Genomic DNA, 13139 nt, shown 5'->3' with positions numbered 1-13139 from the left:
TCCTTTGATACCAGGTTTCTGAACAAGAATTCAAAGGATTTCACTCTTAATCAAGCTTTCAAGGATAAGATTGACTCGGTGAAAGAGGAATTCAGAGTGGTCAGCACGCGTGACCTATGCGTCTTCATGTTCTACTGCATCGGCTTGAACTTCGGAGTCCTCTGCAGGTTACGGTATGAGAATATCGATGTTCCCTACCTCATTGGCGTCTTCGGATCGCGTGTGATGGCATATCCCAAGATGAACTGCACGTTTAGCACCTATTTGTTTGAGCCAATGTTTACCCAAAAGAAAAAGCACCTACCGGTTGACGCGGTAAGTGCTTGATTATCAAGTGACCCCGGAGAGGCTCGAACTCTCGACCCATTGATTAAGAGTCAATTGCTCTACCAACTGAGCTACGGAGTCATTTTCAGGATGACAAAGGTACAAATATTTTTTTTATGGCTGCAAAATATTCACCACTTTTTTAGGACGCACAAAATAAACTCGGAGGATAGCCAATTAACCGCCGGAGGGTGAAGAGGCAAAAAAGGAACAAACCTGTGATTTGTTCCTTTTTTATGCTTCGACCAAGCCCTTAGAGATTAGACAATTCCGAACCGGCTTTAAATTTAGCGGTTTTCTTTGCAGGAATGTTAATGGCTTTCTTTGTACGAGGGTTAATCCCTTTACGTGCACTTCTTTCAGACACTGAGAATGTGCCGAATCCAACCAATACAACTTTACCACCTGCTTTAACTTCACCGGAGATGGTGTCGAGGGTGGCGTCCAGTGCTTTCTTTGCATCCACTTTGCTAAGACCGGCTTTTTCGGCAATAGCGCTAATAAGTTCTGATTTGTTCATAAGAAATGGTAAATAAATTAATTAAACATACTATAAGTCAAGGCTGAGCCTTATTTCTAATCGCCAAATATAAGCGTTAAAACCTATAAAATCAAGAAAAATGATAAAAAGTATTTGTTTTTTATAAAAAAAATCCTTTTGTGTGGCGAAAAACCGCATTTTGAAGGAAATAATCGTAATTTTGCGCCTCAACAGTTGGGTATGAATATGTACAATTCAAGAAACAGTTTTGCGGGAATGTTACCGGTGGTCACCAAGAACCTGATCATCATCAACGGAATCATATGGTTGGCGCAGTTCGTATTGTTCAACAGGGCAAACATTGACCTGTCCGGGCAATTCGGACTTCATTTTCCGGCGTCAGAAGATTTTCGGATCTACCAGTTGGTCACCTACATGTTCCTGCATGACCCCTATTCTATCTCCCATGTCTTCTTCAACATGTTCGCAGTCTTCATGTTCGGACGGACCCTGGAGCAGGTGTGGGGACCCAAAAGATTCCTGACCTATTACCTGGTTACCGGAATTGGTGCAGGACTCATCCAATTGTTAATACTCTTCATCAGGGTTCAATCCGTTCTCCCTCAGGAGATGTTCTACATGGTTGACAGTGTCACCGTGGGCGCCTCCGGTGCCGTTTTCGGCATCCTGCTCGCTTTTGGTATGCTCTTCCCCAATGCCGAGCTGTTCATCATTCCATTTCCTTTTCCAATCAAAGCAAAGTGGTTCGTGATCGGTTATGGCTTGCTGGAGCTCATCTTCGGCGTTGCAAACCGATCGGGCGACAACGTGGCCCATTTTGCCCACCTGGGAGGGATGCTGTTTGGTATCATTATGATTTTATACTGGAGAAAAAAAGACAGGAACCATGGCCGATATTATTGACAACCTGAAACATAAATACAAAACCGGGAATGTGATCACACGCCTGTTGTTCATCAACACCCTTGTATTTGTTGCACTGAAGGTGGTGATGGTCTTCTTCACGCTATTCAATGTCCATGCTTTAGATCCGGTCACCTTCCTGGGTGTACCCTCTCATGTTCCTATACTGCTGGGTCGCATCTGGACCCCTCTCACCTACATGTTCGTGCATGAGGGATTCCTGCACCTGCTGTTCAACATGCTCTGGCTCTATTGGTTTGGGCAAATCTTCCTGCAGTATTTCTCCGGACGCACCCTGGGAAGTCTCTACCTGTTGGGGGGATTGGCGGGTGCCCTGTTCTACGTGGTTGCTTTCAACACAATCCCTTACTATACAGATATGGACCGGGGATGGATGATAGGTGCCTCTGCAGCGGTGATGGCCATCGTGATGGGTGCTGCCTTCTACCGTCCCGAGGTACAGATAAATCTCCTTTTCCTGGGTCCAATCAAGATCGTCTACATCGCCATTTTTGCTTTTTTGATCGACTTCTTGTCGTTGGGAAGCGCTTCCAATCCCGGGGGACATGTAGCCCATATTGGGGGAGCGCTGCTGGGCTTCCTCTTTGCCATGCAATACAAGCAAGGAAAAGATATCACCAACTGGATGAGTCGCCTGCTCGATGGAGTGGCAGGTCTCTTCAAACCACGACAGAAAAGTGCAAGAATGAAGGTGAAGCACAGCCGTAATGAGACCGACTGGGAGTACAACAGGCGGAAGAATGAAGAGCAGGAGGTGATTGATGCAATCCTGGACAAGTTGAAACAGTCTGGTTATGGCAGCCTCTCATCAGATGAAAAAAAGAAGCTTTTCGATGCGAGCAAGAAGTAAAAAAAAGCGGTCGTTCAGGGACTTTATTAAGTGGATCATCTTTGCCACCAACCTGGTCGTGATCCTGCTGCTCTTCACCTCCTTTCTCTCCTGGAAGGTGTCACCCCTGAAATCCAACCTCTTCTCATACATTGGGTTGGGGTTCGGCCTCATCTTTCTGCTCAATATGGCCTACCTCCTCTTCTGGATCTTTTTCTCGAAGTGGAAGTTGGCCCTGATTTCCCTGGCGGCAATCCTGATCTGCCACAAACCGGTCACCACTTTCTTCCCGATGCATCTTTTCCCGGTGAAAGAGCCCCACGGCACAATAGAAGTGCTGACCTACAACGTGCAAGGCTTTCCGGAGGAACGGAACAAGAACTCTGAGGAGCACCCTATCCTCGATTATATCGCTGCGACCGATGCCGACATCGTCTGCCTGCAGGAGTATCTGGTGAGCAAGACTGGACAATCGATCTTTTCACAGCGAGATGTAAACCGCATTCTGAATAAATATCCTTACAGATCGGTTACAGGTTTGGAATCTTCCGGAAAATATCATATCTTCGGATTGGCATGTTTCTCAAAGCATCCCATTGAGGATACGGAGGAGATTGTTTTCGAGTCCTCCTACAACGGTGCAGCGGTCTACACCATCAACATAGAGGGTAAGAGGTATACGGTAGCGAATGTACACCTGGAGTCGAACAGCATCATGGCGGAGGACAAGAAGCTCTACAGCGATTTCATCCAGAACAGCGATTCGGTAAAGTTGGAGCAGGTTGCCAGCAACATCCGTAGTCGGTTGGGCAGTGCCTACCGCCTGCGTGCCAAACAGGCAGAGAAAGTGAAGAAGTATATCACAACACAGGAAACTGATGGAACCATCATCTGCGGTGACTTCAACGATACCCCCATCTCATACGCCTACTCAAGGATGAAAAGGGGATTGAAAGATGCCTACGTTTCCACCGCCTTTGGACCGGGGATCACCTATCACGAAGACCTCTTCCTGTTTCGCATCGACTACATCCTTCACAGTGAAGAATTGAAACCCTTTCGTACAAAAGTCGACAGGGTACCATTCTCAGACCATTATCCGCTAAGGACCCACCTGAAATGGGTGGACAACAGCGAAGAAAAAGAGTAAAACATCAGCAAAATCACAATGTACAAGATAAGCAAGCAATTTCCTTTCTCGGCTGCCCACTCGCTGCACGGCCTCCCCGATGACCATCCCTGCAGCCGACTCCATGGGCACAACTATGTGGTCACCGTTCACCTGCGTGCAGAAAAACTGAACAGCCAGGGTTTCGTACGTGATTACAACGAATTACATGTTGTGAAGGAGTACATCGACACTCAACTTGACCACAGGAACCTCAACGACATCATGGCTCCCCTCAACTCCTCGGCAGAGAACCTGGCGAAGATGATCTTCGATCACTTCAAGCCGCTGCTCCCGGAACTATACGCCATCGAAGTAAGTGAAACGCCCAAGACCTCAGCCATCTATGAACCTGAATGTGAATGAGATCTTCTACTCCCTCCAAGGGGAGGGGGGACGTACTGGGCAGGCATCCATCTTCATCCGTCTGGCCAAGTGCAACCTGGCCTGCAGCTTCTGCGATACCGACTTTGAAAGGGGAGTGAAAATGACACTGGAGGAGGTGCTGAACGAGATTGAAGACTGGCCCTGCAAATGGATTGTCTGGACAGGAGGGGAACCCACCCTCCAACTAACCGATGCGGTGGTAGCCTTCTTCAAGGAGAGAGGATACTCCCAGGCAATTGAAACCAACGGCACCCGTCGCGTCCCGAAAGGTATAGACTATATCACCTGCAGTCCCAAGCAACATTTCGAAAAGGTGAAAGAGCTTATTCCCGTCGTAGACGAACTGCGTTTTCCGATAGAGAAGGGTGATCCGTTGCCAGACATCTCCATCCTTCCCAAAACGGAAAGATATCTGCTAAGTCCTATCTTTGACAACCAACAGATGATTCCTGAGAATGTAGATTACTGCATCTCCTTGGTCAGAGAGCATCCTGAGTGGGCGCTCAGTCTGCAGACACATAAATTGATTGGTATCCGCTGATATGACAAGGTTCGACATCACCATCCTGGGTTGCGGTTCCGCCATGCCCACCACCCTGCACAACCCTCCGTCACAGCTGGTGGAGTTGAACGAGAAGTTGTTCATGATAGACTGCGGAGAGGGAACACAGCTACAGATGAGGAAGTACAAAGCTCGTATCGGGAAACTACACAGCCTCTTCATCTCTCATCTGCATGGCGACCATATCTTTGGCCTGCCCGGGCTGATATCCACCCTTAGCCTGCTTGGACGCACTGACGACCTCCACATTTACGCCCACAAAGAGATCGATTTTATGCTCAAAGCCCTGTTGACCTACATGGGCAGCCATATCTCTTTCAAGATTCATCTCCATCCACTCAATCCCCTGGAAAGGGAGGTGATTTATGAGAACAAAAATATCCGGATCAGCTCCTTTCCACTGAAACACAGGGTTCACACCAACGGCTTTCTTTTCGAAGAGAAGGAGGCTCCAAACCATATCATCCGGGAGATGATCAACTACTACAGCATACCGGTCAAAGAGATCACTGCCATCAAAGAGGGAGCCGACTTTGTCTCCGGCGACGGAACAGTAATCCCCAATAGGATCCTTACCCGCCCGTCAGCCCCGCCCAGACGGTATGCCTACTGCTCCGACACCGCCTATGCTCCTGAAATCATCCCTATCATTGAGGGGGTAGACCTGCTCTACCATGAAGCCACTTTCGCCGAGAGTGAGTTTAACAGAGCTGTAGAGACCTACCACTCCACCGCCCGACAGGCAGCTGAGATCGCAGTTGCTGCCGGTGTAAAGAAACTGGTGATCGGCCACTTTTCATCACGCTACAATGAGTTGGGGACACTGCTCAATGAAGCCAGGGTACTCTTCCCGGAAGTGGATCTGGCTGATGAAGGAAAAATACTATCTTTGTGACAGAAACAATTGCCCATGAAACAATACTGGCTCATCTTGCTGTTGGCTTTTGCTTGCGCTACTGTTTTTCCTGCCCTGGCGCAGGGAAACGACCCTGCCAGGATCACGGCACAACAAACTGATACGATCAGACAAGGGAGGGAGAACCAGGAATCGGTAATTGAAATCAAGGTATTTGAAAACAGGATTTCAGTAGAGAATCTCCAAAAAGAGATGATTCTGGAAATTTTCAACATCATGGGAGTGAAGGTTTACAGTCGTCGCATACCACCCGGCACTGGTGAATACCCGGTCAATCTGCCCAGGGGATACTACATCCTGAAAATTGGAAAGACCACGAAAAAGATTGCCATCCGGTAATAATCACATTTTAACATTTACAGATTGCTTCATTTATCCGCTTTTATATATCTTTGTGGTTTACATTTATATGATCTTCCTTCATTCAGTAATGATGAACAAGGAGGTCGGTTTGGTTATCAACATTATTAAATTTTTATTCTCATGAACATCGCGATTGTAGGAACCAGCGGAGCAGTAGGACAAGAGTTGCTGCGCGTACTGGAAGAGAGGAACTTCCCCCTCGATGAACTTTTTTTGTTCGGCTCATCACGCAGTGCCGGAACCACCTATAGCTTCAAAGGCAAGGAGATTAAGGTGAAAGAGCTGCAGCACAACGACGATTTCAAGGGAATCGATATAGCATTCGTTTCTGCCGGTGGTGGCACATCCATCGCATTCGCCGACACCATCACCAAGCACGGAGCCATCATGATCGACAACTCCAGCGCCTTCCGCATGGAGGAGGATGTACCCCTGGTGGTACCCGAGGTGAATGCAGAAGATGCATTGAACCGTCCCCGCAACATTATCGCCAACCCCAACTGCACCACGGCACAGCTGGTGGTGGCACTGAAGGCGATCAACGATCTATCCCCCATCACAAAGGTGCATGTGGCCACCTACCAGGCAGCTTCGGGTGCCGGAGCCGCAGCGATGCAGGAGCTGGAAGAGCAGCAGAAACAGTTGGTGAACGGCGAGGAACCCACCATCAGCAAGTTTGCCTATCAGCTTGCCTACAACCTGATTCCGCAGGTGGACCTGTTCACCGACAACGGATACACCAAGGAGGAGATGAAGATGTACAACGAGACCCGCAAGATCATGCACTCCGACATTGAGGTGAGTGCCACCTGCGTACGGGTGCCGGTGATGCGTGCTCACTCCGAAGCCATCTGGCTCGAGACAGAACGCCCCGTCTCGGTTGTGGAAGCCCGTGAGGCGTTTGAAAAAGCCGAAGGTGTGGTGGTGATAGACAATCCCGCCAACAAGGAGTACCCTATGCCATTAGACCTCAGCGGCAAGGACCCTGTTTACGTGGGACGTATCCGAAAGGACCTGACCAACGACAAGGGACTCAGCTTCTGGTCGGTATCGGATCAGATCCGCAAGGGTGCCGCACTGAATGCCGTGCAAATTGCGGAGTACCTGATCAAACAATAATTCTCTTTCCAATGAGGGTGTCATAGGCAATGACACCTTCATTGCGTTTAAAAAGCAATGAAAATCATACTGTTTGATGGTGTCTGTAACTTCTGTAACGCCACTGTCAATTTCATCCTGAAAAAGGACAAGCAGGAAATCTTTCGCTTCTCACCACAACAAAGCGAACAGGGCAGGAGGTTGCTGGAGCAACATGGCAAAGCTGACACCGCACTGAAAACGATTGTCTTTATCGATGGGGATGAATGGCTGGAGGGGGTGGAGGCCGTAATCAGCATCACCAGACAACTGAGAGGTTATTCGTGGCTCTCCATACTACTTAGGATCATCCCCCGGAAAATCTCAAACGCGCTTTACGCATTCATTGCCAGGAACAGATACAGATGGTTTGGGAAGCGGGATGCCTGTCGTTTACCGGAACCGGGTGAGCAGCAACGCTTCTTCTAAATACAGTCTACTACTGTTCGGCACTGCTACATTGTGAAATCATATCACAGCAATATCCGCAGGAAAAAGAAGGCAATCAATCCCACGGTGATCAGCTTGAGCACGAGTCCCGTGATGTAACCCAAGAAGGCACCGGTGGCATGTTTCACAGCATGGAAAAATTTCGTCCCGGAAAGGATTCCGCCGGCAAGTGCCCCAACGAAAGGGCCAAGGATGATTCCCCAGGGGCCGAGGAAGAAGCCCACCAACAGTCCGATGGTGGCACCCCACACCACTTTTTTGTTTCCTCCCATCTTTTTGGTGCCCCACACAGGAAGAATATTGTCAAGCAGTGTGACCCCCACCGTCAGGATACCCAGCAAAACAATTGCCACCCAGGAAATTTCATCCTGCGTGGAGGGGAGGAACTTCAGCAACAGGAGGCCGCCCCAGCTGAGCGGCACCCCGGGAATCACCGGGGCCACGGTACCGATGGCACCTACCACCAGCAATAGCACGGCAAGAATGATTCCGATTGTATCTCCCATAGGTCAGTCGTGTGAGTGGGTGTGAGGTGCTGTTTCATCATGGTCGTGCTGCATCAGCACCCGGTGCGGCAGTGAACCGTGACCCAACAGCTCGATGGGACAGGAGTCGTAGGCGTTGTTCAGCCACTCCTGAGAAATCCCGCTGCCGGAGTGGTAATGGAGTCCCTGGTTCACACAGGCGATGTTCTTCACCAGCGAGATGATGGTGCCCACGTCGTGCGATACCAGCATGATGGCGATCTCCTTGTTGATGTCACCCAGCAGCTTGTAGAAATTGGTTTCAAAGAGCTTGTCCACATAGGTGCTCGGCTCATCCAGAATGATCAGCTTCGGGTTGTCGATGATGGCCCTGCCCAGCAACACCCGTTGCAGTTGTCCACCTGACAGTTCGCCGATGGCGCGGGGCAGCAGTTCGCTGATACCCAGCCGCCCAGACACCTCTCTCACCCGCTGTTTATCATCTGCACTGTATCGTCTGAAGAGTTGCTTGCGCAGGGTCAGTCCCGAGAGGATCACCTCAGAGACTGAGATAGGGAACTTGCGGTCTATCTGGTTGATCTGCGGCAGGTAGCCGATGTTGAGGGAGGGCACCTGCCGCTCGCCGTCGTAGAAGCGAATAGTACCCCCTACAGGCGTGATCAGCCCCAGCACGGTCTTCAGCAGGGTAGTCTTCCCACCGCCGTTGGGACCGATGATGCCGAGGAAGTCATCATCGTAGATGGTGAGTGACACGTCTTTCAGCACATCGGGTTTGTTCTCGTAACCCACCGTCAGGTTGGTGATTTCAATCAGTCTTTTCATCGCTTTATCGTGAGAGGATGGTGGCAATCCTGATCAGCTCCTCATCCCATTCATAGCGCAGGGGATCGATCTCAAACAGCTCGGCACCCACCTCACGGGCAATCACTTCTCCGTTTTTCAGGTCAAAGCCGCGTTGCACGAAGAGGGTGTTGATCTTTTCCTCCTGTGCCAGGTCGACCAGCTCCTTTAGCTGTGCCGGTGAAGGGTTCTTCCCCTCAAACTCGATACTGTGTTGCTGCAATCCGTAATCGCGGGCAAGGTAGCCCAGTGCCGGGTGGTAGATGATGAAAGAACGTGAGGGTGCTTTATTAAGCAATGTGGTGAGCGTGCTGTCCACCGCATCAATCTTTTTGGTGAGATCACGATGATTCTCCTGGTAGAATTCGGCTCTCCCCGGGTTGGCTTGCACCAGCGCATCCAGCATGTTTCGTGCAAAAACACGCATGGCGCGGGGGGAGGACCATACATGGGGATCGAGCGCACTGTGGTTATGGTCGTGCCCCACATGATCTGAGGGGTCTGAGTGATCCCCGTGCTCATCCTCATGGTCATGCAGATCACCCGCTATCAGCTCTATCCCCGCGGAACAATCCACAACCTTCACATCCGGGTTGTTCTCCGCCAGTCGTCGGCTCCATGCCTTCTCAAACCCCAAGTCGCCGACCCGGAAGTAGATGGCGCTCTTTCCAAGGTCGATCAACACCGAGGGAGAGGGTTCATAGGTCTCGGGACTGGTGCCTGGAGGGACCAGCGTGTTGATGCGGTAATCCTCACCTGCCAGCTGCTCCAGGAAGTAGCGTTGCGGCTCGATGGTGACGGTGAGCTGTGGCTTCTCCGTTTCACTTCTGTTCTTGGAAGGGTTGTTGCAGGCAACAGCCAGAATGAGTATCAGGAGAATGGAAAGATATTTCTGCATAGGTTGATTTTGAACGACAAAAGTACGAAAATTAGAGAGTCGGTGGAAATAGTAAACAAAGATTTCCTACATTTGTTCCACCATATAACAATGAAAACCATATTAGAAACCACCGAAGACGGATCGCACACCCTTTATGTGCCGGAGCTGGAGGAGCATTACCACTCCACCCACGGTGCCATACAAGAATCGATGCATGTCTTTATCGATGCAGGGCTGCGGCATTGTAACAAAGAACACATTCACCTGCTGGAGATCGGGTTCGGCACGGGACTGAACGGCTTGCTGACCCTGCTGGAGGCGGAAAAACTGCAGAAGAAAGTCTTTTATCACTCGCTGGAGCGATACCCGCTAGCGGAAGCTGCAGCCATGCAGCTCAACTATCCGGAGCAGATAAAAATGAAAAATGAAACCCTGGCGTTGCTGAAACAGTATCAACCCGAACCGTTTTTTCGCCTGCTGCATCAATCACCATGGGAAAGGGTGGAAGTCCTCACACCCTACTTCACCCTGCTGAAGGAGGAGAACGACTTCAGCCATCCAGAACAATTTCAACCGCCAAGACAGTACAACCTGATCTACTTCGATGCATTTGCACCAGAAAAACAGCCGGAAATGTGGCAGGAGACAATCTTCCAACGGCTTTACACACTGTGTGCTGACGATGGCATCCTCACCACCTACTGCGCCAAGGGAGCGGTACGAAGGATGCTGCAATCAGCCGGCTTCACCGTGGAACGCCTTCCCGGTCCCCCGGGAAAAAGGGAGATGCTGCGGGCCACGAAAGTGAGATAGTTCCCATTGTCCGCCTGAACAAGATGGCGCTACTGCTTGTTTTTAATATCAAGCGTACGTTATCACTTTAAAGATCAAGCATTATGAAACCTGGAATTCTCTTTCTTGCAATGACTCTACTCATGACCCATCTGCTACTGGCGGGAGACTACGATAAAGATACTTTCCGCACCAACAACGGCAAGGAGGTAGTGATCACCTTTATCAAGCATGGATCTCTGATGCTCAGCTATGATAATCTGCAGATACAGGTGGATCCGGTGACCATGTTTGCCGACTACACTACCTTCCCGAAGGCTGATTTCATCCTGGTGACCCATGAGCATGGCGACCATCTCGATTCAAAGGCAATCGATGCACTTACGAAAGATAAGACGCAGCTAATCCTCAACCCCTCCTCAAAGGAAATCCTGGGCAAGGGAAAAGCAATTCGAAACGGGGAACGGCTGCAGTTAACCAAGGAGATAAACCTGGATGCCGTCCCTGCCTACAACACGACCCCGGGACGGGAGCAGTATCATCCACGTCACCGTGACAACGGTTACATCCTCACCATTGACGGACTGAGAATTTACATTGCCGGCGACACAGAAGACATCCCTGAGATGAGTGAACTGAAGGCAATCGACATCGCATTTTTGCCGGTCAACCAACCCTACACCATGACCGTGGTACAGGCAGTACGTGCCGCTAAGCTCTTCTCTCCCGATGTGCTTTACCCCTACCACTTCGGTGAAACCGATGTAAAGCCAATCAAGGAGCAACTGGAAGAGAGCGGCATCGATGTCCGTATCCGGAAAATGGAATAGATTATGTTTGCAGATGTGCAATAAAATCTCTTCTTTTGCTGTAACGAAAAGCATATGACCGAAATTGCAGCACGGCTCGAGGCAGCCGGCAAGGAGTACAAGACGGGTGAATCGACCATCGTCGCACTGCAACCCACCACTACTGAGTTTAGAAAGGGTGAGATCACCCTGATCGTCGGGCCCTCCGGCTCAGGCAAGACCACCCTGCTCTCACTGCTGGGGTGTGTGATTTATCCCACCATGGGAAAGGTGTGGGTGGGTGACACCCGCGTAAACGACCTCCCGGAGCGGGAACTGGCGCAATTGCGCTTAAGACGGATAGGCTTCGTCTTCCAAGGATTCAACCTGCTGGCACCCCTCAGCGCACTGGAGAACGTGATGCACCCGCTGCTGTTGCAGGGGGTGAACCGCCACGATGCCCGAAAACAGGCGATGGAGCTGATCCACACCTTCGGTATGCAGGAGAGAATTCACAACCTGCCCCGCAACCTGAGTGGTGGCCAACAGCAGCGAATCGCAATCGCCCGCTCGCTGATTACCAACCCGCAGCTGATCCTCTGTGACGAGCCCACCGCCTCACTCGACCACAACAGTGCCAGAATGGTGATGGAGATGCTGAGCCAGCTCTCCCTCGAGAACAGGGCAGTGATCGTGGTGACCCACGATGTGCGGCTGAAGAAATATGCAGACCGCACCATTTACGTCTCGGAAGGGATGATCAGTGATACTGACATCGAAGATGAGTTTTAGTTTGCGGAATCCTTTTTGAGCCCTTGAAATGGAAATCTTAGATTGAACGATGATACGCATAATGATGAAACACCAGATTGGCTGGTTGTCGGCCATATTGCTACTAACAGCCTGTGGTAACAGGAACGAAAAAAACAGCACCCCCGCAGTAGAGTCCCTCTCCGTCAATCAGGTGGTGGGAATCGGAAAAGTGATCCCGCAGGGAGGCGTGGTGGAGCTGGCGGCTCCCGCCTCCGGCATTGTGGAGGAGCGCTACTTTGAAGCGGGAGACAAGGTCGGAGAAGGTGACCTGATCCTGGTGTTGGAGAAAAATGTGGAGACCCTCTCCCTGCAGGAGAGCGATGCCGGTATCGCCACGCAACAACTGCAGGTGGAGTCGGCACGGCTGGCACTGGAACAGGAGCGGATCGTACTGGATGATCTGCGGCGGCGTCATGTGGATGCGGTTGAGCTGCTGACAGTGGGTGCCGTTACGGGAGAGGAGGTGCGTCGCCTGCAAAAGGAACTGGATCAGGGTACCGAGCAGTTGAAGAAAGTGGAGAACGACTACCGCTTGCAGCAGTCCCGCCTGTGGGAGATGCAAACAGCACGCGCTACACGGGAAAACGACCTGTCGCAACGCTCCTTCAGAGCACCTGCCAGGGGCACGTTGCTCACACTCACACCCCGCACTGGAGAGGCGGTGACGATGCATCAGCCCTATGGCCGCATCGCACCCGAGAGTCCTCTTGTAGTGATGGCCGAGATCGATGAATTGTTTGCCGACAGGCTGGCGGTGGGGCAACGCTGCAACATTCACCTCCCGGGTGACAGCAACATTGCCGCCTCCGGCAGGATCACGCGCCTCTCACCCGACCTGAAGCGCAAGTCGCTCTTCTCCGACAGCGGCAGTGACCTGGAAGACCGTCGCATACGGGAGATAGAGGTGTTGCTCGATGAGGTGCCACAGACATTGTTCATTGAGTCGAAAGTGGAGTGCAGGGTAGAGCTAAACTGA

At 50.9% G+C, this 13139-nt stretch carries 18 protein-coding genes and 1 tRNA gene; 14 read left to right on the top strand and 5 right to left on the bottom strand.

Annotated features, from left to right (window positions below; genetic code table 11):
* The first annotated feature begins 78 nt into the window (after positions 1-78).
* Complete coding sequence (locus JS578_08685) at positions 79-327, top strand: hypothetical protein (protein QRX62963.1); 249 nt, start codon at positions 79-81, stop codon at positions 325-327.
* A gap of 8 nt (positions 328-335) precedes the next feature.
* On the opposite strand, the gene JS578_08680 is transcribed toward JS578_08685, so the two are convergent.
* Together JS578_08680 and JS578_08675 are read right to left on the bottom strand one after the other, a co-directional pair.
* Positions 336-408, bottom strand: a tRNA-Lys gene (locus JS578_08680).
* Between the two features lie 172 nt (positions 409-580).
* The gene (locus JS578_08675; protein ID QRX62962.1) at positions 581-847 is read right to left on the bottom strand and encodes an HU family DNA-binding protein; all 267 of its coding nucleotides are present in this window, start codon (positions 845-847) and stop codon (positions 581-583) included.
* 207 nt (positions 848-1054) lie between these two features.
* Between JS578_08675 and JS578_08670 the strand changes: the two genes are divergently transcribed.
* From JS578_08670 to JS578_08630, 9 genes are all read left to right on the top strand, one after another.
* Entirely contained in the window at positions 1055-1732 is a 678-nt protein-coding gene (locus JS578_08670; GenBank protein QRX64971.1) for a rhomboid family intramembrane serine protease, read from the top strand.
* Positions 1716-2603, top strand: coding sequence for a rhomboid family intramembrane serine protease (locus tag JS578_08665; protein QRX62961.1), 888 nt, complete (start codon positions 1716-1718; stop codon positions 2601-2603). Before JS578_08670 ends, JS578_08665 begins: the two co-directional genes overlap by 17 nt.
* The gene (locus JS578_08660; protein ID QRX62960.1) at positions 2587-3732 is read left to right on the top strand and encodes an endonuclease/exonuclease/phosphatase family protein; all 1146 of its coding nucleotides are present in this window, start codon (positions 2587-2589) and stop codon (positions 3730-3732) included. Before JS578_08665 ends, JS578_08660 begins: the two co-directional genes overlap by 17 nt.
* 18 nt (positions 3733-3750) lie before the next feature.
* Complete coding sequence (locus JS578_08655) at positions 3751-4116, top strand: 6-carboxytetrahydropterin synthase (GenBank protein ID QRX62959.1); 366 nt, start codon at positions 3751-3753, stop codon at positions 4114-4116.
* On the top strand, positions 4097-4678 hold the full coding sequence (locus tag JS578_08650) for a radical SAM protein (protein ID QRX62958.1): 582 nt from the start codon (positions 4097-4099) through the stop codon (positions 4676-4678). The genes JS578_08655 and JS578_08650 overlap by 20 nt, the downstream gene beginning before the upstream one ends.
* A 1-nt stretch (position 4679) precedes the next feature.
* Entirely contained in the window at positions 4680-5594 is a 915-nt protein-coding gene (locus JS578_08645; GenBank protein ID QRX62957.1) for a ribonuclease Z, read from the top strand.
* Between the two features lie 15 nt (positions 5595-5609).
* The gene (locus JS578_08640) at positions 5610-5954 is read left to right on the top strand and encodes a T9SS type A sorting domain-containing protein (protein QRX62956.1); all 345 of its coding nucleotides are present in this window, start codon (positions 5610-5612) and stop codon (positions 5952-5954) included.
* A gap of 144 nt (positions 5955-6098) precedes the next feature.
* On the top strand, positions 6099-7097 hold the full coding sequence (locus JS578_08635) for an aspartate-semialdehyde dehydrogenase (protein QRX62955.1): 999 nt from the start codon (positions 6099-6101) through the stop codon (positions 7095-7097).
* Between the two features lie 57 nt (positions 7098-7154).
* Positions 7155-7544, top strand: coding sequence for a thiol-disulfide oxidoreductase DCC family protein (locus tag JS578_08630; GenBank protein QRX62954.1), 390 nt, complete (start codon positions 7155-7157; stop codon positions 7542-7544).
* A gap of 44 nt (positions 7545-7588) precedes the next feature.
* On the opposite strand, the gene JS578_08625 is transcribed toward JS578_08630, so the two are convergent.
* The 3 genes from JS578_08625 to JS578_08615 are packed head-to-tail and all read right to left on the bottom strand — an operon-like array spanning position 7589 to position 9788.
* Positions 7589-8071, bottom strand: a complete 483-nt coding sequence (locus JS578_08625) for a DUF456 domain-containing protein (GenBank protein ID QRX62953.1) — start codon at positions 8069-8071, stop codon at positions 7589-7591.
* 3 nt (positions 8072-8074) lie between these two features.
* Positions 8075-8872: an ABC transporter ATP-binding protein gene (locus JS578_08620; protein ID QRX62952.1), complete on the bottom strand. Its 798-nt coding sequence runs from the start codon at positions 8870-8872 to the stop codon at positions 8075-8077.
* Positions 8873-8876: 4 nt separating this feature from the next.
* Entirely contained in the window at positions 8877-9788 is a 912-nt protein-coding gene (locus JS578_08615) for a zinc ABC transporter substrate-binding protein (protein QRX62951.1), read from the bottom strand.
* Positions 9789-9878: 90 nt separating this feature from the next.
* Here JS578_08615 and mnmD point away from each other — a divergent pair, with 90 nt between their 5' ends.
* From mnmD to JS578_08595, 4 genes are all read left to right on the top strand, one after another.
* Positions 9879-10583, top strand: a complete 705-nt coding sequence (gene mnmD, locus JS578_08610) for a tRNA (5-methylaminomethyl-2-thiouridine)(34)-methyltransferase MnmD (GenBank protein ID QRX62950.1) — start codon at positions 9879-9881, stop codon at positions 10581-10583.
* Positions 10584-10666: 83 nt separating this feature from the next.
* Positions 10667-11392, top strand: a complete 726-nt coding sequence (locus tag JS578_08605) for an MBL fold metallo-hydrolase (protein QRX62949.1) — start codon at positions 10667-10669, stop codon at positions 11390-11392.
* A 54-nt stretch (positions 11393-11446) separates the two neighbouring features.
* The gene (locus tag JS578_08600; GenBank protein ID QRX62948.1) at positions 11447-12142 is read left to right on the top strand and encodes an ABC transporter ATP-binding protein; all 696 of its coding nucleotides are present in this window, start codon (positions 11447-11449) and stop codon (positions 12140-12142) included.
* A gap of 61 nt (positions 12143-12203) precedes the next feature.
* On the top strand, positions 12204-13139 hold the full coding sequence (locus JS578_08595; protein ID QRX62947.1) for an efflux RND transporter periplasmic adaptor subunit: 936 nt from the start codon (positions 12204-12206) through the stop codon (positions 13137-13139).

It is taken from the genome of Dysgonomonadaceae bacterium zrk40 (genome assembly GCA_016916535.1).
Lineage (GTDB): Bacteria > Bacteroidota > Bacteroidia > Bacteroidales > Dysgonomonadaceae > Proteiniphilum.
Note: the sequence above shows the minus strand (reverse complement) of the source record. Positions and strands in the feature narration are given on the sequence as shown.